The following is a 22,698-nucleotide window of genomic DNA, read 5'->3' on the forward strand; positions in this document are numbered from 1 at the left end:
GGTCAGTCCGCGAGGTCGAGGATCACGGGGACGTGGTCGGACGCGCCCTTGCCCTTGCGCTCGTTGCGGTCGATCTCCACGGCGGTCACGCGCGCCGCGAGGGCGGGCGTCGCGTAGGCGAGGTCGATGCGCATGCCCTCGTTGCGGGGGAAGCGGAGCTGCGTGTAGTCCCAGTAGGTGTACTTGCCCGGCTCGGGGACGTGCTCGCGGGTCACCTCGGTCCACCCGGCGCGCGCGAACGCGGCGAACGCCTCCCGCTCCGCGGGGGAGACGTGCGTCCGGCCCGCGAACAGGGCGGGGTCCCACACGTCGGTGTCGAGCGGCGCGATGTTCCAGTCGCCCACCAGCGCGGCCTCGAGGCCCGGGTCGGCCGACAGCCAGGCCTCCGCGGCGTCGCGCAGCCGCGCGAGCCACTCGAGCTTGTAGTGGTAGTGCGGGTCCCCGAGGACCCGCCCGTTGGGCACGTAGAGCGACCACACGCGCACGCCGCCGCACGTCGCGGCGATCGCCCGGGCCTCGCGGACAGGCGGGTCGCCGAACGCCGGCTGATCGGGGAACCCGACCTCGACGTCCTCGATCCCGACGCGCGACACGATCGCGACGCCGTTCCACTGCGACAGCCCGACGTGCGTGACCTCGTACCCGGCGAGCTCGAACGGGAGGGCGGGGAACTGGTCGTCCCGGCACTTGGTCTCCTGGATCGCGAGCACGTCCGTGCCCGACCGTTCGAGGAACGCGAGGACCCGGTCGGCCCGGCTGCGGATCGAGTTGACGTTCCAGGTGGCGAGGCGCATGACGGCGAGCGTATCGGCCCTCCCCAAGGCCCCGCGCACCGCCTACAGTGGCGGGCATGGCGACCGCACTCATCACCGGCGCGAGCTCGGGCCTCGGCCTCGAGTTCGCGTGGCAGCTGGCCACCAACCGGCACGACGTCGTCCTCGTCGCCCGCGACGAGGACCGCCTCTCCGACCTGGCGAGCCAGCTCCGCGTGGCGGCGGGCGTGCAGGCCGAGGTCCTCGTGGCGGACCTCGCCGAGCCGGAGGGCCTCGACCGCGTGGCGGCGCGGGTCGCCGACCGGGAGAGCCCGATCTCCCTCCTCGTGAACAACGCGGGCTTCCCCGTGAACCAGCGGTTCGTGGGCGGCGAGCTCGACGTCGAGCTGCGCGCCCTCGACGTGCTCGTCAAGGCCGTGCTCGTGCTGTCGCACGCCGCGGCGCCCGCGATGGTCGAACGGGGCAGGGGCGCGATCCTCAACGTCGCCTCCGTCGCGGCGCTCACGACGTCCGGCACGTACTCCGCGCACAAGGCGTGGGTGCGCACGTTCACGGAGGTCCTCGCGGTCCAGCTCAAGGGCACGGGCGTGACGGCGACCGCCCTGTGCCCCGGGCTCACGCACACCGAGTTCCACGAGTGGGCGGGCGTCGACGTCTCGAACCTGCCCGAGATCGCCTGGCTCGAGGCCGAGCAGGTGGTCTCGACGGCGCTCGCGGACGTGCGCCGCGGGGCCGTCATCTCCACGCCGTCGCTGCGGTACCAGGTCGCGGCCGGCTTCCTCCGCGCGATCCCGCGCTCCGCCGTCCGCGCGCTCGACTCGTCGGGAGTGACGGGCATGCGGGGGCGGTGGAAGAAGGACTGAGACGAGCGCCGCGCAAGCGGACCGGCCCGGCGCGTCGCGCTGGGTGCCCGAGGGCGGTGGGGTCGCCGACCTGCGCGAGCCGTCCCGCTACCCTTGAGCCTTGTGACCGACACGACCGCCGCCTCGTTCTCCCCGACCCCGCGCGAGCAGCTGCGCGACCTCATCAAGGAGCTCGCCGTCGTGCACGGCCGGGTGACGCTGTCGTCGGGCAAGGAGGCCGACTACTACGTCGACCTGCGCCGCGTCACGCTCCACCACCGCGCCGCGCCGCTGATCGGCCACGTGCTCCTCGACCAGCTCGAGGAGCTGGGCCTCGGCACCGCGGAGGTGGACGCCGTCGGCGGCCTGACCCTGGGCGCCGACCCGATCGCCACCGCGCTGCTGCACGCCGCGGCGTCGCGCGGTCAGGACCTCGACGCGTTCGTCGTGCGCAAGGCCGCGAAGGCGCACGGGATGCAGCGCCAGATCGAGGGCCCGGACGTCGCGGGCCGCAAGGTCGTGGTCCTCGAGGACACGACGACGACGGGCGGGTCGCCCATCGCCGCCGTCGAGGCGTGCCGCGCGGCCGGCGCCGAGGTGCTGGCGGTCGCGACGATCGTCGACCGCGCCACGGGCGCCGGCGAGAAGATCCAGGCCCTGGGTGTGCCCTACCACTACCTCTTCGACCTGGCGGACCTCGGCCTCGCCTGACGAGGTATCTCCTTTGACATACCTATCTAGCCATAGGTAAATTGGCGCCATGCCCACCCCCGACGCGCTCGACGACGCCGCGCGCCGGCTCGGCGACCTCGTCCCGGTCCTGAACCGGGCGCTCGAGCGCGGGGTGGCGCAGGACTTCACCGGGGCCCGCCCCACCGACGCCGAGATCGCGCTGCTCACCCTGGTCGTCGACCATCCGGGCCTCACGGTCCGCGAGGCGGCGACCACGCTGCTCATGAAGCCGAACAACGTGAGCGCGCTCGTGTCGCAGCTCGTCGGCCGCGGGCTGGTCGAGCGCGTCGTCGACGGGTCGGACCGCCGCGTGGCGCACCTCCACCCGACGTCCCTCGCCCGGGACGAGAGCGAGCAGGTCCGCGCCGTGCGCGCCGCCCGTGTCTCCGCGGCGGTCTCCCGCCTGTCCGAGGGGGAGAAGGGCGCGCTCTTCGCGGCCATCCACGCCCTGACGTCGCTGACGGAGCACCTGCACGACGCAGCCGGGTAGCGCGCGCCGAGGACGGCGCGCGCCCCGGCGTGCCCCGACCGTCCCGTCCGCGAAAGGCCCCCCCGTGTCCGCTCTTCCCACCTCGCCCGCGCGCGCCCAGGCCGCGCCGTCGCCCGCGTCCTCCGGACGCCGCTCCAACCCCTGGCTCACGCTCGTCGCCGTCGCGTTCGGGCTCTTCATGGTCGGCCTCGACGGCTCCGTCGTGTCGATCGCCAACCCCGAGATCGGGCGTGCCCTCGACGCGTCGACCGCCGACCTCCAGTGGGTCACCAACTCCTACCTGCTCGCGCTCGCCGCGACCCTCATCCTCGGCGGCAAGCTCGGCGACCGGTTCGGGCGGCGCCGCTTCTACCTGATCGGTGTCGTGGGTTTCACGCTCGCGTCGGTCGCGATCGGGCTGAGCGGGTCGATCGGCGAGGTCGTCGCGTTCCGCGCGGTGCAGGGCCTGTTCGGCGGCCTGCTCATGCCCAACACGCTCGGCCTGCTCCGCGAGGTGTTCCCGCCCCGCAAGTTCGGCATGGCCGTCGGCATCTGGGCGATGGTGTCGTCGGTCTCCACCGCGCTCGGGCCGATCATCGGCGGGCTCCTCGTCGAGCACGTGGGCTGGGAGTCCGTGTTCTTCCTCAACGCACCGGTCGGCGTCGTCGCGATCCTCGTGAGCGCGCTCGTCCTGCCGAAGGGCGTCCCGGCGGCGGCCAAGCACCAGTTCGACGTCGCCGGCGTGGTCCTGCTCGCGGTGGGTCTCGTCGTCCTGGTCTACGGCGTGGTCCAGGCCCAGACCTGGGGCTGGGGCTCCGCGAAGACCCTCGCGACGATCGTCGTGGGGGCGCTGGTCCTCGTCGGCTTCGGCTGGTTCGAGGCGCGGCGCGAGCACGCGCTGCTGCCCATGCGGCTGTTCCGCAGCTCCGCGCTGACGGTCGGCACGATCATCACGGTCGTCAACTTCTTCGTGCTGCTCGGCGTGATCTTCTTCGTGATGCTCTACCTGCAGAACGTCCGCGGCCTGAGCCCCGTCGAGGCGGGCGTCTGGACGCTCCCGCTGAGCCTGGCCTCCGTGGCGGCGTCACCGCTCGGGGCGGCGGTGACCGGACGGTTCGGCCCGCGCGTCTCCATGCCGATCGGCATGGGCCTGCAGGCGGTCGCCGCCGCGCTCATGCTCCTGTGGTCCGCCGACTCCTCGTACGCGCTCATGTGGCCGCCGTTCGTCGCGCTCGGGCTCGGCGTCGGCATGGTCATGGCGGCGTCGTCGGACGCGATCGTCGGGAACGCGCCGGTCCGCGACGGCGGCGTGGCCGGCGGCCTCCAGGCCACCGCGCTCCAGGTCGGCGGGGCGCTGGGGACGTCCGTCCTCATGTCCCTCATCGCGGTGCGTGTGAACGGCACCTGGCCGGCCGAGCTGGCGTCGGCCGGGATCCCGGCGGCGCAGGCGGACGCGCTCGGGGGCGCTGCGGACGCGGTGGCGCTCGGCGTCGCCCCCGTCGGTGACGGGATGCCCGCCTCGCTGGGCACGGCGGTCACCCAGGCCAGCGACGCCGCGTTCCTGAACGGCGTCCACCTGGCGGCCGGGGTGACGGCCGTGCTGTGCGTGCTCGCGGCCGTCACCGCCGCTGTCGGCGTGCGGCGCGGCGCCCACGAGCCGGCGTCGGACGGCGAGCCGGAGGCCTGAGCGGCGCCCGGGCCCGGGCGATCCGGCACGGGCCCGGGCGGTCAGACCCGGTCGACCAGGTCGGCGATCCCGCCGACGACCTCGTTGGGCCGGAACGGCCAGCCCTCGACCTCGTCGCGGCTCGTGGAGCCCGTGAGCACGAGGTACGTGTAGAGCCCGGCCTCGATGCCGGCGACGACGTCGGTGTCCATCCGGTCGCCGATCATCGCCGTCCGCTCCGAGTGCGCGTCGATCCGGTTGAGCGCCGAGCGGAACATCATCGGGTTGGGCTTGCCGACGAAGTACGGCTGCCGCCCGGTCGCCTTGGTGATCATCGCGGCCACGGCGCCCGTGGCGGGCAGCGGGCCCTCGGGGCTCGGACCGGTCGAGTCGGGGTTCGTGCAGATGAACCGCGCGCCGTCGCGCACGAGCCGGATCGCCCGCGTGATCCCCTCGAACGAGTACGTGCGCGTCTCGCCGAGGATCACGTAGTCGGGATCCGAGTCGGTGAGCGTGTAGCCGGCCTCGTAGAGCGCCGTCGTGAGCCCGGCCTCCCCGATCACGTACGCGCTGCCGCCGGGGATCTGCTGCGACGCGAAGGTCGCCGTCGCGAGCGCCGAGGTCCAGATCGACGACTCGGGCACGTCGATGCCCGACGCCGCGAGCCGGGCCCGCAGGTCGCGCGGCGTGTAGATCGAGTTGTTCGTCAGGACGAGGAACGGCCGCTCCTTCTCGCGGAGCCGGGCGATGAACTCGGGCGCGCCGGGCAGGGCGCGGTTCTCGTGGACGAGCACGCCGTCCATGTCGGTCAGCCAGCAGTCGACCTCGCGGGCGGGTTCGTTGTGCGCCTCGGTTGCCACGGTCAGACCTCCTCGTGCTCGTTGCGGGGGTGGGTGGCCGGCGCGGCGACCCCGGCGGCGCGCCCGTGGCGCGGCCCGGGCGTAACCGGTGCTTCCGCGCGGGACGCCTTCGTCTTGCGTCGCGCCTCGATCGCGATCGGCACCACGGACAGCACCACGATGCCGATGAAGATGGGCTCGATGTTGTCGCGGATGAACGAGATGCGACCCAGGTAGTAGCCGAGCGTCGTGACGACGGTGGTCCACACGAACGTGCCGAGCAGGCTGTACGGCCAGAACGACCGGTACCGCATGCGCCCGACGCCCGCGGCGATCGGCGCGAACGTGCGCACGATCGGCACGAACTGGGCGAGGAGGATGGTGCGGCCGCCGTACCGGTCGAAGTACTCGTTCGTCTTGTCGACGTAGTCCTTGCGCAGGATCTTCGAGTCGGGTCTGCTGAAGATCCGTGGCCCGGCGAACTTGCCGATGGCGTACCCGCACTGGTTCCCGCAGAACGCGGCGGCGAACAGGATCGCTATCAGCACGGGCAACGAGATGTCGAGGCTTCGGCCCCCGTCGGTCGCGGCCACCAGCATGCCCGCGGTGAACAGGAGCGAGTCGCCGGGCAGGAACGGGAACACGAGCCCGGTCTCGATGAAGACGATGAACACGATGCCGGCGAGCGCGAGCGACCCGAACCGGTCGATCAGGTTGTTCGGGTCGATCAGGTCGAGCGGGCTCGCGGCGAGCTGTGCGGACAGGTGGCCGGCCAGCTCTCCGGACAGGGCGAGGGCGGTCATGGGTTCAGCGTAGTGGCCGGGTTCTGCGCAGGGTGGGGCCACGGTGGGTACGACCTGTGCAGGGCCCCCTACGATCGGCAGATGGCAACCGGGCAGGTCGTGACCACGGTCGTGGTGCTGGGCGGGACGGGGAACGCGGGGACCGCCGTCGTGCGCGAGGCCGCCTCCCGGGGGCTGACGGTACGGGCGGTGTCGCGGCACGTGCCCGCGCACGACGACGCGCGCCGGGTCGACGGCGTCGGCTACGTGGCGCTCGACCTCCTGGCGGACAAGGGGGTCGTGGCCGAGGCGCTGGACGGCGTGCTGGCCGGGGCGGACGTCGTCGTCGACGCGAGCAACGGCATGGGCCCGGCGTCGATGAAGGTCTTCACGATCGGCGCCGAGCGGGTCGCCGCGGCCGCCCGACGCGCCGGCGTGCGGCGCGTGTCGGTGCTGTCGATCGCGAACGTCGACCGCGCCGACTACGGCTACTACCAGGCGCACGTGGCCCAAGAGCGGACGTACCTGCGGGCCGCGGAGATCGGCGGGGCGCCCGTGACGATCGTGCGGGCCACCCAGTTCCACGACTTCCTGGAGCTGTTCTTCGGGCACGACGGGCGCCTCGGGCGCTGGGCGCGCCTCGGGCTGCTGCCCGTGCCGCGCGGCACGAAGTTCCAGTCGATCGACCTGACCGACGTCGCCCGCGCGCTCGTCGACGCGGCGCTCGAGGACGGCCCGTCGCGCACCTGGACCGTGGGCGGCCCCGAGGTGCTCGACGCGCGCGACATGGCGCGGCGCTGGCGGCGCGCCCACGGCTCGCGCCGGCCCGTGGTCGCGGTCCCGCTGCCGGGCGGCATCGGGGTGTTCTTCCGCGAGGGCCTCAACCTCGTGCCCGACGCGCGGTACGGCACGGTGACGTACGACGCCTGGCTCGCAGGGAAGTGAGCGCAACGATCCGAGCTACGCTCACTTACGGACTAACTGAGCGTAAGATGAGGTGATGGGGTCACCTTCGCTCGCGGTCCCGGCACTGCGCCTCGACGAGCACACCTGGCTCGCCGAGCAGGACGGCATGACGTCGCGCCGCGCGATGAGCCAGGCGAACGGGCCCTACCGGTCGGCCGTGCCGGCCTCGATCGCCGGTCTCGAGCTCGCGCTGCCCGGCGCCCTCGCCGCCGACGTCGAGGAGGCCGCGGCCGCGTTGGGCCGGTTCGACCTGTACGCACGCTCGGTGCTCGGACCGCAGTCGCCGGCGCTCGGCCCGATGGCATCGATCCTTCTGCGCACGGAGTCGGCGTCGTCGTCGCAGATCGAGAACCTCACCGTCGGGGCCAGGCAGCTGGCGCTCGCCGAGATCGGGCAGGCCTCGGCGCAGAACGCGGACGAGGTCGTCGCCAACGTCCGGGCCATGGAGGCGGCGCTCGCGGTGTCGGGGCCCCTCGCCGAGGACGACGTCCTCGGGATGCACCGGGTTCTCCTCGCGGGGCAGGCCAGGTGGGGCGCGCACGCCGGTCGCTACCGGGACGGGCTCGTCTGGGTGGGGACCAGCCGTGTCACGCCGCGCGGTGCGTCGTACGTCGCACCCCAGGCGGAGCTCGTCCCCGCAGCCATGCGCGACCTCGTCGCCTTCATGGCGCGCGACGACCTTCCCGTGCTCGTCCAGGCCGCGATCGCGCACGCTCAGCTCGAGACGATCCACCCGTTCGCCGACGGGAACGGGCGCACGGGCCGCGCGGTCGTGCATGCTCTGCTCCACGGCAAGGGGCTGCTCACGTCGACGACGGCCCCGGTCTCCGCCGGCCTGCTCCGCGAGACGGAGCGCTACTTCGACGCGCTCACCGCCTTCCGCCGGGGAGACGCGGCGCCGATCGTCGAGCGCTTCTGCGAGGCGTCGATGTTCGCGGCCGGCTCGGGCGTCCGGCTCGTCGACTCCTTGCACGCCCGCGTCGAGGCGTCCGAGAAGCGCCTCGACGCAGCGGGGCTGCGCCGCGACGCCGCGGCCCGGCGGGTGTTGCCGTACCTCGTCGGGAACCCGGCCGTCGACGCCGCGTTCCTCGTCGCGCGCCTCCGCCTCGCGCCGGCGACCGCGCGCCGGGCGCTCGACGACCTCACGGATGCGGGGGTGCTCGTCGAGCGCAGCGGCAAGCGACGGAACCGCGTCTGGCAGCACCCCGGCATCCTGGCGGAGCTGGACGCCTACGCACAGGCGGTGAGGCGGCAGTGACACCGCCGGACGGAGCACAGGTGGCAGGTCGGGATGACGAGCCGGGGCGCGTCGTCGGCGTCGGGCCGTGGCCGGGCGGGCCGGACGCGTGGCCGCGGCTGCCGTCCGGCGAGCTGGACCCCCGCTACGACCCCGAGCTGCTCGCGGGCGGCGACACCCGCAACGTCGTCGACGCGTACCGCTACCGGACGGTCGAGGCGATCGCCTGTGACCTCGACGCCCGCCGCGCCGAGCGCCCCGCCACCCGGCTCCACGTCGCCGTCGAGAACTGGGCGCACGACCTCAACATCGGGTCCGTCGTGCGGACCGCGAACGCCTTCAACGCGGCGAGCGTCCGGATCGTCGGGCGCCGGCGATGGAACCGGCGCGGCGCGATGGTCACCGACCGGTACCTGCACGTCGAGCACCACCCGGACGCCGAGGCGCTCGCAGCATGGGCGCGGAGCGCGGGGCCCGACGGCGCTCGCCTGCCCGTCGTCGGCGTCGACAACGTGCCCGGCTCGGTGCCGCTCGAGGGGATGGCGCTCCCGGCGTCGTGCGTGCTGCTGCTCGGCCAGGAGAGTGCGGGGCTGAGCACTTCGGCGCAGGCCGTGTGCGACGTCGTCGTGCACGTGACGCAGCACGGCTCGACGCGGTCGCTCAACGCCGGCGCGGCGGCCGCGATCGCCATGTGGGCGTGGGCCGTCCAGCATCTGTGACACCCGCGGGACCCGTGACGGATCCGTGAAACAATCCGAGGAACCCACCCTCCGCATCACACAGGAGACCACTCAGATGCCCATCGCAACCCCCGAGATCTACGCCGAGATGATCGACCGCGCCAAGGCGGGCTCGTTCGCCTACCCGGCGGTCAACATCACCTCGTCGCAGACGATCACCGCGGCCCTCCAGGGCTTCGCCGAGGCGGAGTCGGACGGCATCATCCAGGTCTCCGTGGGCGGTGCCGAGTACGCCGCGGGCTCCACGATCAAGGACCGCGTGTCCGGTTCGCTCGCGCTCGCCGCGTACGCGACCGAGGTCGCGAAGAACTACCCGGTGAACATCGCGATCCACACCGACCACTGCGCCAAGCAGAACATCGACTCGTGGGTCCGCCCGCTGCTGCAGCTCGAGGCCGAGCAGGTCAAGAACGGCGGCCTGCCGACGTTCCAGTCGCACATGTGGGACGGCTCGACCGTTCCGCTCGACGAGAACCTCGTCATCGCGCAGGAGCTCCTCGAGCTCTCCGTCGCCGCCCGGACGATCCTCGAGATCGAGATCGGCGTCGTCGGCGGCGAGGAGGACGGCCACGAGGCCGCCATCAACGAGAAGCTCTACACGACCCCCGAGGACGGCCTCGCCACGGTCCGCGCGCTCGGCCTGGGCGAGAAGGGCCGCTACCTGACGGCCCTCACGTTCGGCAACGTGCACGGCGTGTACAAGCCCGGCGCGGTGAAGCTCCGCCCGGCCCTCCTCAAGGAGATCCAGGATGTCGTCGGCAAGGAGGTCGGCAAGGAGAACCCGTTCGACCTCGTCTTCCACGGCGGCTCGGGCTCGACGGCCGAGGAGATCTCGGAGGCCGTGGACAACGGCGTCATCAAGATGAACATCGACACCGACACGCAGTACGCGTTCACGCGTCCCGTCGCCGGCCACATGTTCAGCAGCTACGACGGCGTCCTCAAGATCGACGGCGAGGTCGGCAACAAGAAGGCGTACGACCCGCGCGCCTGGGGCAAGCTCGCCGAGGCCGGCATGGCCCAGCGCATCGTCGAGGCGGCGCAGCAGCTGCGCTCGGCCGGGCACAAGCTCTGACCTGCCCGTCGACGGACACGACGAGGGCCCGGCGGACGACCGTCGGGCCCTCGTGGCGCGTCTGCGCGGGTGCTAGTCGAGGCCGCCGTCGACGTCGACCAGCTCCACGAGCTCGTCGAGGCGCGTGACCGTGAGCAGGAACTTCATGCTCGGGGGCGCGCGCAGGACGCGCACCGGCGGGTTGGCGCGGCTCGCCAGCTCCGCGAGGAACGACACGCCCGACGAGTCGATGAACGTCACGTGGTGGGCGTCGACCTCGATGGGGAGGCCTGTGCTCTCGGCGTCGCCGATCGCCTCCCGCAGGTCGTGCTCCAGATCGATGTCGATCTCACCCGCGAGGACGATGCGGACCCGCTGGCTGCCGACGATGACGCCGACGTCCCCGGGGTCGCGCGCGGCGCCGGCAACCTCGTCGATCGAGGCGCGGGCAAGCTCGTCGGCGACGTCGACGGACGCGCCGTCGGGCTCACCGGCGGGATCGGTACGGTTGTTCTGCTCGTGCACGTGCCCAATCTACGGTCGATCGGCGTCCGGGGACAGTACCCTCGACGCGTGCCGCACACGCGCTGACCTGCGCGGGCGGCGCTGAGGAGGGGTCATGGAGGGACAGGACCCGCGTCCGGCGCGTCCGCCGGACCCGTCGATCACCGTGCCCGCACCCGTGACGACGCCTTCTGCGGCACCGTTCCCGGCCGCGCTGATGGCCGCTCTCGAGGCCTCGACGGTGCCCATGTTCCTCACGGGGCCGCGGTCGGACGGCATGCGGATCGAGTGGCTGAACGAGGCGTTCCGCAACCAGGTGTCCGGGGGAGCGCGGGCCCTCGTCGGCGAGCGGATCTCCGTCCTGCGACGCCTGGTCCAGGAGGGTGCCGACGTCGGGCCCCTGCGGGCGGCGTTCGACTCGGGCCGCGCGGTGCAGGTCGTCGTCCACGACGTGACCGCCGACGGCGAGCTGCGCTGGTACCAGATCTCGTTCAGCCCGGTGCTCGGCGCCGACGGCGCGCCCGAGCACTGGCTCGGGGTCCAGGTCGACGTGTCGGACCACGTGGCGGAACCCTCCGACGAGCTCGAGACGTTCGAGCTGTCGCGCCGCAGGATGGCCCGGCTCGACCTCATGACGCAGGTGTCGTCGCTCCTCACCGACCTCGACCACCCCCAGGTGCTCCGGGAGATCGCGGACGTGCTGGGCCGCGCCGTCGGCTGCCGGATCGCGTTCTACATGAACGACAAGGGGCTCGTGTACGCGGAGAGCGTCGACGTGAACACCCCGCCGAGCTCCCGGCTGCGCACCCGCCACCACCCGCGGCACGCCGCGCAGACGGCCCCGCCGGACGGGCGGGCCTGGTCGCGCGACGTCGTGCAGGACGTGCTCGACGGCGAGGACCTCGGCCCCGTCGAGGTGGACCTGGGTGGCGCGTACCCGCCCGGCAGCGCCGGCGACGTCCTGCAGCGCGACGTGCGGTCGCGGCTCGTCTCCGACCTCACGGCTCCGGGCGCCGTGACGGTCTACCCGGTGCCCGGGCGCCGTCGGGTGCTGGGGCTGCTGGTCGTCGCGCTCGAGCCGGGCCGCGAGTTCATGCCCTCGCTGACGCCCGGCACGACCCTGCGCTCGATCGCGCGGCGCGCGGGCATGCTGATCGACACCGCCCGGCTGTACGCGCGCGAGCACCGGCTCGCGGAGACGCTGCAGCGCGCGATGCTGCCCGAGCAGGCCGACGTCACGGGCCTCGACGTGTGGACGTACTACGCCCCGAACTCGGACCACGCGCAGGTCGGCGGCGACTGGTACGACGTCCTCCAGCTCACCGAGCGAGACGTCGGCGTCGTCATCGGGGACGTCGTCGGGCACGACGTCGAGGCCGCGGCGACCATGGGTCAGATGCGGTCCGTGGTGCGGTCGTACGCGTTCGAGATGACGCTCCCCGGCGACGTCCTCGAGCGCGTCGACGAGCTCGTCTCCGGGATGCGGCTGCCGCGCGCGTCGAGCCTGGTCTACTCGCGCCTCGAGCGGCTGCCGGTCGAGCCCGCGCAGGGCGAGCCGCTCTGGGAGCTGACCTACTCGCGGGCGGGCCACCTCCCGCCGGTGCTCGTGCGCGACGGTACCGCCCACCTGCTCGACGGTGCCCCGGGCACCCTCATCGGGTACGGCCCGAGCGTGCGGGCGACCGCGAGCCTGCGCCTCCTGCCGGGCGACGTCCTGGTCTTCTACACGGACGGCCTCATCGAGCGCCGGGACCGTGACCTGCGCGCCGGGCTCGTGGCACTCGCCGACGAGGCGGGCGCGGTGAGCGCCTCGGACGCCGCGGGCGTGGGGGAGCAGCTCCTGTCGCGTGTCGGGTCGACGCCCGAGGACGACATCGCGGTCGTGGTCGTGCGGGTGCCCGACGTGCGGAGCGACGTCGCGCCGACCGACGGCGGGCCGCGCAGCCGCCGGTGGCTCCTGCCCAGCGAGCCGACGTCGATCGCCCGGGCGCGGCACGCCGTCGTGCGGACGTGCCAGGCGTGGCAGGTCGAGGGCGCGTCGCAGGCCGAGCTCGTGGCGTCGGAGCTGGTCGCGAACGCCGTGATGCACGGCTGGGGGCACGTGGCCCTGCGCCTGTTCGACACCGGCCGGACGCTGCGCATCGAGGTCGAGGACGCCAACCCGTCGCCGCCCGTGCCGACCGACGGGCACGTGAACCGGGGCGGCGGCTACGGCATGCAGATCGTCGAGCGGCTCGCGGACTGGGGCTGGCGCCCGACCCGCACGGGCAAGATCGTCTGGGCCAAGCTGCACGGCGTGAGCACGTTCACGGGCGCGCTCCGGCGGGTACCTGATACCGACAGTTCTGGTCAGTCATCCTGACCGGAGGGGTCGGCGCCGGTGTCGACCCCGCGAAGCAACGGCGCGACCAGGGAGCAGCACCATGTCGACCACGTCCACCACCCCTGCCACCACCGGTGTCGGCACCACCGAGCCCGACTACGACCTCTCCCAGCCCCTCGCGCCCGACTTCGGCGACGCCTTCCACGACGCCACCGACGCCGACCGCGCGCACCAGCTCCGCGTCCGCGCCTTCGTCCAGGACGAGGTCCTCCCCGTCATCGACGACTACTGGGAGCGCGCCGAGTTCCCCGTCGACCTCGCTCGCCGCATGGGCGAGCTCGACCTCCTGCGCGACGGCGTCGCCGTCCCCGGCTTCCCCGGCACCAGCCCCCTCGGCGCCGGGCTCGCCGCCATGGAGATGTCCCGCGGCGACGGCTCCGTCGCCACCATCTCCGGCGTCCAAGGCGGCCTCGCGCTCCGCTCGATCATGATGCTCGGGTCCGACGAGCAGATCGCCGAGTGGGCCGAGCCCATCTCCCGCGGTACCAGGCTCGCCGCGTTCGCGCTCACCGAGCCCACCCACGGCTCCGACTCCGTCTCCCTCGAGACCACCGCCCGCGCCAAGGACGGCGGGTTCGTGCTCCGCGGCGAGAAGAAGTGGATCGGCAACGGGTCCGTCGGGGACGTCTCCGTCGTCTGGGCGCGGGGCGAGGACGGTCAGGTCCACGGCTATCTCGTGCCCCAGGACTCGCCCGGCTACGAGGCCCGCACCATCACCGGCAAGATGTCGCTGCGCGCCATCTTCCAGGCCCACATCGTGCTCGACGACGTGTACGTCCCCGCCGAGAACGTCCTCCCCGGCGCGCGGTCCTTCAAGGACACCTCGCGCGTCCTCGAGGCGACCCGGCTCGGGGTCGCGTGGGGCGCCGTCGGGCAGGCCACCGCCTGCTATGAGGCCGCCGTCGCCTACTCCCAGCAGCGCGTCCAGTTCGGCAAGCCCCTCGCCAAGCACCAGATGGTGCAGGAGCGGCTCACCCAGATGCTGTCCACGCTCACGCAGCTCCAGCTCACCGTCGCCGCCATGACCCGGCAGGACGCCGCCGGGACCCTCACCGGGCCGCAGGCCTCGCTCGCCAAGTACACCTGCACCCGCGGCGCCCGGCAGATCGCCGCCACCGCCCGCGACCTGCTCGGCGGCAACGGGATCCTGCTCCAGAACCGCGTCGCACGGCACTTCACCGACATCGAGGCGCTGCACACCTACGAGGGCACCGAGAGCGTGCAGGCGCTCATCGTGGGGCGGGCGATCACCGGCATGTCGGCGTTCGCGTAGGGGAGTCTCTCGTGGTCCGGGCGGGCCTGGGACGGGGGTGTGCGCGCGGTCTACCATCCGCCTCGCTCGTTCCTCGCTCGGCTCCCGCCAGGCCCACCACGGTCGCGCACGACAACCCCGTCCCACCCGCCTCTGCGTTCCGGGTCGCCCTCGCTCACTGGGCTCGGCACGACCCGCGAGCTCGGGTGGGTGCACCGGCGTCAGCGAGGGGCGTCGAGCATGTGCCAGCCATTCCCGCCCGACCGCCGAGCATGCTGTTGCGTCGCACCCCGTCGTGCCGAGCATGTGCGTGGGCGCATGTTCGGGCTCGAGCATGGTGCTGCTCGCATGGTAGGCGGTGGCGAGGTGGGCAACCGCATGGTCGGCGCGCGGGGACGCGCGCGCCATGGCCGGTTAGGAACCTAACCTAGCCTCGCTCACCGCGCCTCGAGGCGGGTCAGGAGGCCCTCCTGCGCCGCGACGACGAGGGCGCGGGCCTCGTCGAGGGGGCACCAGCGGGTGCGGTCCAGCTCGGGGAACTCCTGCGTGCGGCCGGAGCGGGGCGGCCACTCGAGCGTGAAGGTGTTGGAGGCCGGGTGCCCCGGGTCGGGCAGGTCCCAGCCGTCCGGGACGCGGCGGGCCCACGCGGTCACGCGCTTGCCGCTCTTGTTGCGGACGGTGCCGAGCGGGACGTCGGGTTCCGCGGCGCCGTCGGGGCCGACGGCCGACGGCGGCAGCACGCCCAGCTCCTCCGCCGTCTCGCGCAGGGCGGCGTCGTAGAGCGCCTCGGTGCGTTCGGGGCCGTCGTCGTCGGCCGGGAGCGTCTCGACCTCGCCCTTGGGGATCGTCCACGCCCGCGCGTCCTTGCGCGCCCAGAACGGGCCGCCCATGTGCCCGACGAGCACCTCGACCCCGGCCGGGCCGCGGCGCCACAGGACGAGACCCGCGGCCTCGATCACACGGTGCCCTGGAGGGGGAACTCGTCGGTGCAGCGGTGCGTCCGGTCGATGCGGAACAGGTCGAGCGCGCCGCACACCTCCAGGACGAACAGGTCCCGGTCGGACGTGCCGCGCAGCACCGTCGCGCCGCCCCGCTTCCGGCCGGAGTCGGCGAGCGAGATGAGGAACGCGGCGCCGGTCGAGTCCATGAACGTGACGGCGCACATGTCGATCACGAGGAGCTGGCGTCGGAGCCCGACGACGCGGGCAGCGATCTCGGGGAACTGGTCCCGCTCCGCGAGGTCGAGGTCGCCCGTGACGACGAGCGTCGTCGTCGCCGGAGACGTGGCGATCTCGATCATGGTTGCCACCGTAACCAACAATGGGCGTATGGCACACAACCTCCTGGGTCCCGACCCCGTCCGCCTCCCCGACGACCACGCCGACATGGCCGCCCGCGCCCTGATCGCCGACGGCGCCAGCGTCCAGGACGCCGCCCGCGCCCACCCGGCGTCGTCGTACGTGTGGGCCGTCCTCGCGGAGGACGCGCTCGCGGGCCGCGGCACCACCTCCGGCCTGCCCGACGCCGACCTCCTCGCCTACGCGCTGGCCCGCACCGGGTACCACCGCGGCCTCGACTCGCTCCGCAAGGCGGGGTGGCGGGGACAGGGCCCGATCCCCGTGGACCACGTCGCGAACCAGGGCGTCCTGCGGGCGCTGCTCGCGCTCGCCGAGGCGGCGGACCTGATCGGCGAGACCGACGAAGGTGCGCGATGCCGTCAGTTCCTCGTCGACTCCGGGGTCACGCCGGACGAGGTCGCCGCCCTCCGGTCGTAGCGCCGTCGGGGCTCCCGAAGCGGGGGAGCCCCGACGAAGGTCAAGAGCGCGCCAACCGGTAGACTCGCCAAGGTTTGTCCAGCGATCGGGAAAGTGGTGGAGTCATGCCGGCCGTGGTGCTCGTCGGTGCCCAGTGGGGCGACGAAGGCAAGGGCAAGGCGACGGACCTGCTCGGGTCCCGCGTCGACTACGTGGTGAAGTTCAACGGCGGCAACAACGCCGGTCACACGGTCGTCATCGGGGACGAGAAGTATGCGCTCCACCTGCTGCCGTCGGGCATCCTGTCGCCGGGCGTCGTGCCGGTCATCGCGAACGGCGTCGTCGTCGACATCGACGTGCTGTTCGAGGAGCTGGACGCGCTGATCGAGCGCGGCGTCGACGTGTCGCGGCTGCTGGTGTCGGGGTCCGCGCACGTCATCGCGGGCTACCACCGGACCATCGACAAGGTGACGGAGCGGTTCCTCGGCAAGCGCCGCATCGGGACGACCGGCCGCGGCATCGGGCCGGCCTACGCGGACAAGATCAACCGCGTCGGCATCCGCATGTGGGACCTGTTCGACGAGAAGATCCTGGCGGAGAAGGTGGAGGGCGCCCTCGACCAGAAGAACCACCTGCTGGTCAAGGTCTACAACCGCCGCGCCATCACGGTCGACGAGACCGTCGAGGAGCTGCTCCAGCACGCCGAGCGCCTCAAGCCGATGGTCACGGACACGTCCCTGGTGCTCAACCGGGCGCTCGACGACGACAAGACGCTGCTGTTCGAGGCAGGTCAGGCGACCATGCTCGACGTGGACCACGGCACGTACCCGTTCGTGACGTCGTCGAGCGCGACGGCGGGTGGCGCCGTGACCGGTTCGGGCATCGGGCCGACGCGGGTCACGGGCGTCATCGGCGTCGTCAAGGCGTACACGACGCGCGTCGGTGAGGGCCCGTTCCCGACGGAGCTCTTCGACCAGTGGGGCGAGTACCTGCAGAAGACGGGCGGCGAGTTCGGCGTCACGACGGGCCGCGCCCGCCGCTGCGGCTGGTACGACTCGGTGATCACCCGCTACGCGACGCGCATCAACGGGCTCACCGACCTCGTGCTCACGAAGCTCGACGTGCTCACGGGCATCGAGAAGATCCCGGTCTGCGTCGCGTACGACGTCGACGGCGTCCGCCACGACGAGATGCCGACCGACCAGACGGCGTTCCACCACGCGACGCCGATCTACGAGGAGCTCGACGGCTGGTGGGAGGACATCTCGTCCGCCCGCACGTTCGACGACCTGCCGGTCAACGCGCAGCGCTATGTCCACGCGCTCGAGGAGATGTCGGGCACGCGGATCTCCGCGATCGGCGTCGGGCCGGCGCGCGACGCCACGATCCAGGTGCACGACCTGCTCGGATGAGGTGGGGTGGGGGCATGACGACGCACGCCGCCGACGCCCTCTCCTCGCTCGCCGACCGGCAGCACACCGCACCCGTCGACGAGGAGTCGGCCCGCCGCCTCGCGGCGAGCGGGCTGGACCTCCGGCTCGTCACGTCCGACGCCGAGCTGGACGCCTGGCTGCAGTCGGCGGCCCGCTCGTTCCTTGACGTCGAGCGCACGCAGGAGCAGCTCGACGCGGCCCGGGAGCGGGGCGCGCACCGCCGGCCCGTGGGCGTCTACGACCCGAGCGGGCCGGAGGCGGACGCGCCCGTCGGGACGGTCGCGTCGTGGGTCGCCGGGCTGACGGTGCCGGGCGGTTCCGTCCTCCCGTCCCTCGCCGTCTCCGGGGTCACGGTGGCGGCGACGCACCACCGCCGCGGGATCGCGCGGGCGCTCGTCGAGGGCGAGCTGCGGACCGCGGCCGGCCTCGGGGTCCCCCTCGCGAGCCTGACGGTCAGCGAGTCGCAGCTGTACGGCCGGTACGGGTTCGGCGCGGCCGCCGCGGTGACGTCCTGGCGGATCGACACGCGGCGCGCCGGCTGGGTCGGCCCCGAGCCCGAGGGGCGGGTCGACTTCGTCTCGCGCGAGCGGCTGCGCGAGCTCGCGCCCGCTCTGCACGGCCGCGTGCGGGGGTCCCTGCCCGGCGAGCTGGCGTCGCCCGACGTGCTGTGGGACACGCTCGCCGGGACGCGACCGGACGCGAAGGAGGCCGGCAAGACCCGCGCCGTGCAGTACGTGGACGCCGGCGGTGCGGTGCGCGGGCTGCTGCTGTACTCGGTGGAGGAGAACCCGGAGGACTTCGCGCGCTCGACGGCGACCGTGACCTACCTGCTCGCGGAGACTCCCGACGCCTACGCGGCGCTGTGGCGGTTCCTGCTCGGGCTCGACCTCGTCGGCGAGGTCCGGGCCTCCGAGCTGTCCGTCGACGAGCCGCTGCGCTGGATGATCGCCGACCAACGGGCCGCGCGGGTCGAGGTCGTCGACCACCACTACGTGCGCGTGCTCGACGTGCCGGCGGCGCTCGAGGCGCGCCGGTTCGGAGCGGCGGGCGTCCTCGCGCTCGACGTCGCCGACCCGCTGGGCATCGCCGGCGGCCGCTGGCTGCTGCGCGTCGACGACGAGGGGCGTGGCGTCGTCGAGGACCGGCCCGACGGGGCGGACGCGCCGGCCGGCGCGACGACCGTGACGCTCGGCGTGACGGAGCTGGCCATCGCCTACCTGGGCGGCGTCTCCCTCGCGACGCTCGCCGCGGCCGGGCGCGTGACGTCGTCGGACGCCGCCCACGCCGCGCGGGTCCTCGGGTGGCACGCCGCGCCCCGCCTGAGCTTCTGGTACTGACGCTCACCGCGTCCCCGGCCGGGCCCCGTCCACAGGGTGGTTCTGGGGCCGCCGGGAGGGGCTCCCGCGACTAGGATCGATGATCATGAAGATCCTCGTGATCGGGTCCGGCGCCCGCGAGCACGCCATCGTCCACAGCCTCGCGCAGGAGGCCCTGCACGGGATCCGTCACGAGCTGCACGCGGCCCCCGGGAACCCGGGGATCGGCGAGCACGCCGACCTGCACGACGTCGTGCAGACCGATCCCGCCGCGGTGACCGCGCTGGCGCAGCGGCTCAAGGCCGAGCTCGTGGTTGTGGGCCCCGAGGCCCCGCTGGTCGCGGGGGTCGCCGACGCCGTCCGGGAGGCGGGGATCGCCGTCTTCGGGCCGAGCGCGGCGGCCGCGCGGCTCGAGGGTTCGAAGGCGTTCGCGAAGGAGATCATGGCCGCGGCCGGCGTGCCGACCGCGATGGCGCACGTCTGCACGACGCCCGCCCAGGTGGCCGAGGCGCTCGACGCGTTCGGCGCGCCCTACGTGGTCAAGGAGGACGGGCTGGCGGCCGGCAAGGGCGTCGTCGTGACCCTCGATCACGGGGCCGCGATGGACCACGCGCGGGCGTGCCTCGCCAAGAAGGACGGGCGGGTCGTCATCGAGGAGTTCCTCGACGGGCCGGAGGTGTCGCTCTTCTGCATCTCCGACGGCACGACGGTCGTGCCGCTCGCGCCCGCGCAGGACTTCAAGCGCGCGTTCGACGAGGACCACGGCCCGAACACCGGCGGCATGGGTGCCTACACGCCGCTGCCGTGGGCGCCCGAGACCCTCGTCGACGAGGTCGTGAAGCGCGTCGCGCAGCCGACGGTCGACGTGATGCGCGAGCAGGGGACACCGTTCGTCGGGGTCCTGTACTGCGGTCTGGCGCTCACGCACCGCGGCGTGCGGGTCGTCGAGTTCAACGCGCGCTTCGGCGACCCCGAGACGCAGTCGGTGCTGGCGCGGCTCGTCACCCCCCTGTCCGCGGTGATGAACGCGTCGGCGCGCGGCACGCTCGCCGACCTCGGCCCGCTGCGCTGGACGCCCGACGCGTCGGTGACCGTCGTGCTCGCGGCCCACGGCTATCCCGGCGACGTCCGCACCGGCGACCCGATCGCCGGCGTCCACGCGGCCGACGCCGTCCCCGGCGTCCACGTGCTCCACGCGGGCACCGTCCTCGACGACGACGGCCAGCTCCGCTCCGCGGGCGGGCGCGTCCTGTCCGTGGTCGCGGTAGGGGAGGACCTGCTCGACGCGCGGACGCGCGCCTACCGGGCGGTCGAGCGCATCACGCTGCCCGGCTCGCACTACCGCACCGACATCGCGCAGGCGGCGGCGCGCCCGCACCACGCGCAGCACGACGCAGCACGCACGGGCGACAACTACCCGACCGAACGGTTCTGACGGGCCCGACCGGTGCGGGCCGCCCGCAGGTTCGACCGCATGCCCTGGGTGTTGCGTTGACGCGTGCTGCTGAAACGGTGGCCCATGGCTTCAGGATGCGTCTCCCAGCTCTGAGATGCGGCCGGTGGCAACGGTCTGCGGGATCATGACAGCGTGCGCGAGGACATGACGCTGTGGAGGACAACAGTCAAGGACGTCCTTGCACTGCTCAACCAGCTGGATCCCTACGGGCTCGAGCCGGGTCTCCCCGACGGTGCGCCCGAAGACGAGTACGAGATCGAGGCCGCACCCATCGCGCAGAGGCTGATCAAGGACGGCGCGATAACTGTCGAACGGGTCGACGCGATCTGGCTCGAGTGGTTCGACGAACCACTACACCAAGCCGTCGGCCTCGAGGCCGGTCAGCAGTTCGTCGCGAGCCTCAACGGGCTGGCTCAGCAGGGAGCGCGACCGGGAGCGACGTCCTAGCTGGGGCGCGCGGGCGGAGGGACGACGGTCCCAGGGGTGACGCCGTCGCAGCGGGTGGAGAGGCGCGTGCGGCACACTGTGCTGTGTGAGCGCGACCGGGGAATCGTCAGTCCAGTTCCGCAGCGACATCACCGTCGAGCTCGTGCGAGCGAGCGCGTCCGACGCCGACGTGCTGTTCTCGGCCCGCGTCTCGACGCTCGGGGAGCAGAGCCTCGCCGGGGCCCTCGATGCGGGCAACGCCGGAGGTCCGGAGGAACCGGCACCACGCGACCGAGGCCTCATCAACTACCTCATGCGGGACCGCCACGGTTCGCCGTTCGAGCACAACTCGATGACGTTCTACGTGCAGGCACCGATCTTCGTGTTCCGCGAGTTCATGCGGCACCGGATCGCGTCGTACAACGAGGAGTCGGGCCGCTACCGCGAGCTGCGGCCGGTGTTCTATGTTCCCGACCACGACCGGGCCCTCGTTCAGGTCGGCAAGGCTGGCGCGTACGACTTCCTTCCGGGGACCGCCGAGCAGCATGCGCTCGTCGACGTGTCGGTGCGCGAGGTCGCGACCCATGCCTACCGCTCGTATCGCGCCATGCTCGATGCCGGGGTCGCCCGCGAGGTGGCGAGGATGGTGCTCCCGCTCGACCTCTACTCGTCCATGTACGTCACCATGAACGCGCGTTCGCTCATGAACTTCCTCTCGCTGCGCCGTCGGGCGGAGGGCAGTACGTTCCCTTCGTTCCCCCAGCGAGAGATCGAGATGTGCGCGGAGCAGATGGAGGGTGCGTGGGAGCGGCTCATGCCCCTCACGCACGCCGCGTTCGTCGAGCACGGGCGCGTTGCGCCCTGACAGCCTCCCGCTGGTAACGCCGCGCCCGAGCGTCGTGCAGGCTCGGGCGCGGCGCGTCGGTCAGCCCTGGAGCAGGCGGGCGCGCAGGATCGCGCGGTCGAACAGGCCCTGGTCGAGCCCCTTCGACAGGTAGGCGTTCCACGACCCGAAGGTCGTCGACACGTCGTCGAACCCGGACTGCAGGTACTCGGGGCGTACGTCGAGCAGCGGCTTGTAGACGGCGGCGGCCGCCGCCGGCATCGAGGCCAGCGCGGCGGCGTTCGCGTCGGCCCGGTACACGTTGCTCAGCAGGTAGTCGGACTGGACTGTGGTCGCCGGGACGCCCAGCGTGGTGAGCAGCGCGGCGGAGCCCCAGCCCGTGCGGTCCTTGCCGGCCGAGCAGTGGAACACGAGTGCGCCGGGGCGACGCTCGACGTCGTCGAACAGCTCCGTGTACGCGGCCTTGCCCGTGCTCGACGAGACCATCGTCTTCTCTCCGTCGACCATGAGCTGGGCGGCGGCGTCGGGCGTGGTGGGGTTGAACGACGACGTGACCGAGCCGCCGAGGACGTCCGCGACCACGTACTTCGCGCCTGCCGGGACGCGGTCCGGGGCGGTCGTGCGCTCGTCGGCGGTGCGGAGGTCGACGTCGGTGCGGATGTCGAGGCGGCGGAGCTCGGCGAGGTCGGCGTCCGAGAGGGCGGTCAGCGCATCGGCCCGGTACACCTTGCCCATGGCGACCCACTGGCCGTCGGCGGTGCGGTAGCCGCCCAGGTCCCGGAAGTTGACGGTGCCGTCGAGCCGGACGAGCCGGTCGGCCAGGGTGAGGGACTCGCCACGGCTCGGGACGAGGCGGAACCAGCGCCGGTCCGCGGCGGCCTTGACGGTGACCGTGACGCTGCCGGTCGAGCCTCCCTGGGCCACGACATGGCGCGTGTCGATGCGGTCCTGCTCGGCGCCCGTGTAGAGGCGGACGCGGTCGACGCCGGGCGCGGTCCACGAGATCGTGAACGTGCCGTCGCCGTGGTCGGCCACGGTCGCTGCGGTGAACGGGATCGCGTGCGCGGACGGCTGGACGTGCTGGGTGAGCGGCGTCGACGAGGTGTGTGCGGACGCCGCGTGCGCCGAGGCCGCGGGAGCCGACGCGAGGCCGAGCAGCAGGACGGAGGCGACGGCAGACGCGGCGACAGCGCCGGTACGGGTTCTCTTCATGGCCCCGGACGCTGCCCC

The 22,698-nt window shown here is 73.1% G+C and carries 23 protein-coding genes; 16 read left to right on the top strand and 7 right to left on the bottom strand.

Annotation, left to right across the window (positions count from 1 at the left end):
• Positions 1-2: 2 nt before the first annotated feature.
• The gene (locus ACLQ14_RS03215; RefSeq protein WP_425809807.1) at positions 3-794 is read right to left on the bottom strand and encodes an exodeoxyribonuclease III; all 792 of its coding nucleotides are present in this window, start codon (positions 792-794) and stop codon (positions 3-5) included.
• 56 nt (positions 795-850) lie between these two features.
• On the opposite strand from ACLQ14_RS03215, the gene ACLQ14_RS03220 reads away from it, so the two are divergent.
• From ACLQ14_RS03220 to ACLQ14_RS03235, 4 genes are all read left to right on the top strand, one after another.
• Positions 851-1,636: an SDR family NAD(P)-dependent oxidoreductase gene (locus ACLQ14_RS03220; protein WP_425809809.1), complete on the top strand. Its 786-nt coding sequence runs from the start codon at positions 851-853 to the stop codon at positions 1,634-1,636.
• A 102-nt stretch (positions 1,637-1,738) separates the two neighbouring features.
• Positions 1,739-2,326 (top strand): orotate phosphoribosyltransferase, encoded by a 588-nt coding sequence (gene pyrE / locus ACLQ14_RS03225; protein ID WP_425809811.1) that lies wholly within the window; start codon positions 1,739-1,741, stop codon positions 2,324-2,326.
• Between the two features lie 49 nt (positions 2,327-2,375).
• Positions 2,376-2,837, top strand: coding sequence for a MarR family winged helix-turn-helix transcriptional regulator (locus tag ACLQ14_RS03230; protein WP_425809813.1), 462 nt, complete (start codon positions 2,376-2,378; stop codon positions 2,835-2,837).
• Between the two features lie 64 nt (positions 2,838-2,901).
• The gene (locus tag ACLQ14_RS03235) at positions 2,902-4,503 is read left to right on the top strand and encodes an MFS transporter (RefSeq protein ID WP_425809815.1); all 1,602 of its coding nucleotides are present in this window, start codon (positions 2,902-2,904) and stop codon (positions 4,501-4,503) included.
• A gap of 41 nt (positions 4,504-4,544) precedes the next feature.
• On the opposite strand, the gene ACLQ14_RS03240 is transcribed toward ACLQ14_RS03235, so the two are convergent.
• A complete protein-coding gene (locus tag ACLQ14_RS03240; protein ID WP_425810190.1) occupies positions 4,545-5,285 on the bottom strand; it encodes an HAD-IIA family hydrolase in 741 nt (246 codons plus the stop codon).
• A gap of 59 nt (positions 5,286-5,344) precedes the next feature.
• Positions 5,345-6,124 carry a VTT domain-containing protein gene (locus tag ACLQ14_RS03245; RefSeq protein ID WP_425809817.1) on the bottom strand — a complete coding sequence of 260 codons (780 nt, stop codon included), beginning with the start codon at positions 6,122-6,124 and terminating at the stop codon, positions 5,345-5,347.
• An 81-nt stretch (positions 6,125-6,205) separates the two neighbouring features.
• On the opposite strand from ACLQ14_RS03245, the gene ACLQ14_RS03250 reads away from it, so the two are divergent.
• The 4 genes from ACLQ14_RS03250 to fbaA all read left to right on the top strand — a co-directional run bounded on the left by ACLQ14_RS03250 (position 6,206) and on the right by fbaA (position 10,121).
• Complete coding sequence (locus ACLQ14_RS03250) at positions 6,206-7,048, top strand: SDR family oxidoreductase (RefSeq protein ID WP_425809819.1); 843 nt, start codon at positions 6,206-6,208, stop codon at positions 7,046-7,048.
• Between the two features lie 55 nt (positions 7,049-7,103).
• Positions 7,104-8,327, top strand: a complete 1,224-nt coding sequence (locus tag ACLQ14_RS03255) for a Fic family protein (RefSeq protein WP_425809821.1) — start codon at positions 7,104-7,106, stop codon at positions 8,325-8,327.
• A gap of 20 nt (positions 8,328-8,347) precedes the next feature.
• Entirely contained in the window at positions 8,348-9,025 is a 678-nt protein-coding gene (locus tag ACLQ14_RS03260; RefSeq protein ID WP_425809823.1) for a TrmH family RNA methyltransferase, read from the top strand.
• Between the two features lie 76 nt (positions 9,026-9,101).
• Positions 9,102-10,121 carry a class II fructose-bisphosphate aldolase gene (gene fbaA, locus ACLQ14_RS03265; protein ID WP_425809825.1) on the top strand — a complete coding sequence of 340 codons (1,020 nt, stop codon included), beginning with the start codon at positions 9,102-9,104 and terminating at the stop codon, positions 10,119-10,121.
• A gap of 72 nt (positions 10,122-10,193) precedes the next feature.
• On the opposite strand, the gene ACLQ14_RS03270 is transcribed toward fbaA, so the two are convergent.
• Positions 10,194-10,625 carry an STAS domain-containing protein gene (locus ACLQ14_RS03270; protein ID WP_425809827.1) on the bottom strand — a complete coding sequence of 144 codons (432 nt, stop codon included), beginning with the start codon at positions 10,623-10,625 and terminating at the stop codon, positions 10,194-10,196.
• 94 nt (positions 10,626-10,719) lie between these two features.
• Between ACLQ14_RS03270 and ACLQ14_RS03275 the strand changes: the two genes are divergently transcribed.
• Together ACLQ14_RS03275 and ACLQ14_RS03280 are read left to right on the top strand one after the other, a co-directional pair.
• Positions 10,720-12,966: a SpoIIE family protein phosphatase gene (locus ACLQ14_RS03275; protein WP_425809829.1), complete on the top strand. Its 2,247-nt coding sequence runs from the start codon at positions 10,720-10,722 to the stop codon at positions 12,964-12,966.
• Positions 12,967-13,027: 61 nt separating this feature from the next.
• Positions 13,028-14,260 carry an acyl-CoA dehydrogenase family protein gene (locus tag ACLQ14_RS03280; protein ID WP_425809831.1) on the top strand — a complete coding sequence of 411 codons (1,233 nt, stop codon included), beginning with the start codon at positions 13,028-13,030 and terminating at the stop codon, positions 14,258-14,260.
• A 416-nt stretch (positions 14,261-14,676) separates the two neighbouring features.
• On the opposite strand, the gene ACLQ14_RS03285 is transcribed toward ACLQ14_RS03280, so the two are convergent.
• On the bottom strand, positions 14,677-15,198 hold the full coding sequence (locus ACLQ14_RS03285; protein ID WP_425809833.1) for an NUDIX domain-containing protein: 522 nt from the start codon (positions 15,196-15,198) through the stop codon (positions 14,677-14,679).
• Positions 15,195-15,539, bottom strand: coding sequence for an STAS domain-containing protein (locus ACLQ14_RS03290; RefSeq protein WP_425809835.1), 345 nt, complete (start codon positions 15,537-15,539; stop codon positions 15,195-15,197). The genes ACLQ14_RS03285 and ACLQ14_RS03290 overlap by 4 nt, the downstream gene beginning before the upstream one ends.
• Positions 15,540-15,567: 28 nt before the next feature.
• Between ACLQ14_RS03290 and ACLQ14_RS03295 the strand changes: the two genes are divergently transcribed.
• The 6 genes from ACLQ14_RS03295 (at position 15,568) to thyX (ending at position 21,489) form a co-directional block, all read left to right on the top strand.
• Complete coding sequence (locus tag ACLQ14_RS03295; protein WP_425809837.1) at positions 15,568-16,014, top strand: DUF3151 domain-containing protein; 447 nt, start codon at positions 15,568-15,570, stop codon at positions 16,012-16,014.
• A gap of 104 nt (positions 16,015-16,118) precedes the next feature.
• Positions 16,119-17,405: an adenylosuccinate synthase gene (locus tag ACLQ14_RS03300; RefSeq protein ID WP_425809839.1), complete on the top strand. Its 1,287-nt coding sequence runs from the start codon at positions 16,119-16,121 to the stop codon at positions 17,403-17,405.
• A gap of 14 nt (positions 17,406-17,419) precedes the next feature.
• Positions 17,420-18,763 (top strand): GNAT family N-acetyltransferase, encoded by a 1,344-nt coding sequence (locus ACLQ14_RS03305; protein ID WP_425809842.1) that lies wholly within the window; start codon positions 17,420-17,422, stop codon positions 18,761-18,763.
• Positions 18,764-18,848: 85 nt separating this feature from the next.
• On the top strand, positions 18,849-20,177 hold the full coding sequence (gene purD / locus ACLQ14_RS03310) for a phosphoribosylamine--glycine ligase (RefSeq protein WP_425809844.1): 1,329 nt from the start codon (positions 18,849-18,851) through the stop codon (positions 20,175-20,177).
• A 153-nt stretch (positions 20,178-20,330) separates the two neighbouring features.
• A complete protein-coding gene (locus tag ACLQ14_RS03315; RefSeq protein WP_425809846.1) occupies positions 20,331-20,645 on the top strand; it encodes a hypothetical protein in 315 nt (104 codons plus the stop codon).
• 85 nt (positions 20,646-20,730) lie between these two features.
• On the top strand, positions 20,731-21,489 hold the full coding sequence (gene thyX, locus ACLQ14_RS03320) for an FAD-dependent thymidylate synthase (protein WP_425809848.1): 759 nt from the start codon (positions 20,731-20,733) through the stop codon (positions 21,487-21,489).
• 60 nt (positions 21,490-21,549) lie between these two features.
• On the opposite strand, the gene ACLQ14_RS03325 is transcribed toward thyX, so the two are convergent.
• A complete protein-coding gene (locus tag ACLQ14_RS03325; RefSeq protein WP_425809850.1) occupies positions 21,550-22,680 on the bottom strand; it encodes a tyrosine-protein phosphatase in 1,131 nt (376 codons plus the stop codon).
• Between the last annotated feature and the right edge of the window lie 18 nt (positions 22,681-22,698).

Source organism: Luteimicrobium sp. DT211 (assembly GCF_049844995.1).
In the GTDB taxonomy this organism is placed as follows: Bacteria; Actinomycetota; Actinomycetes; order Actinomycetales; family Cellulomonadaceae; genus Luteimicrobium.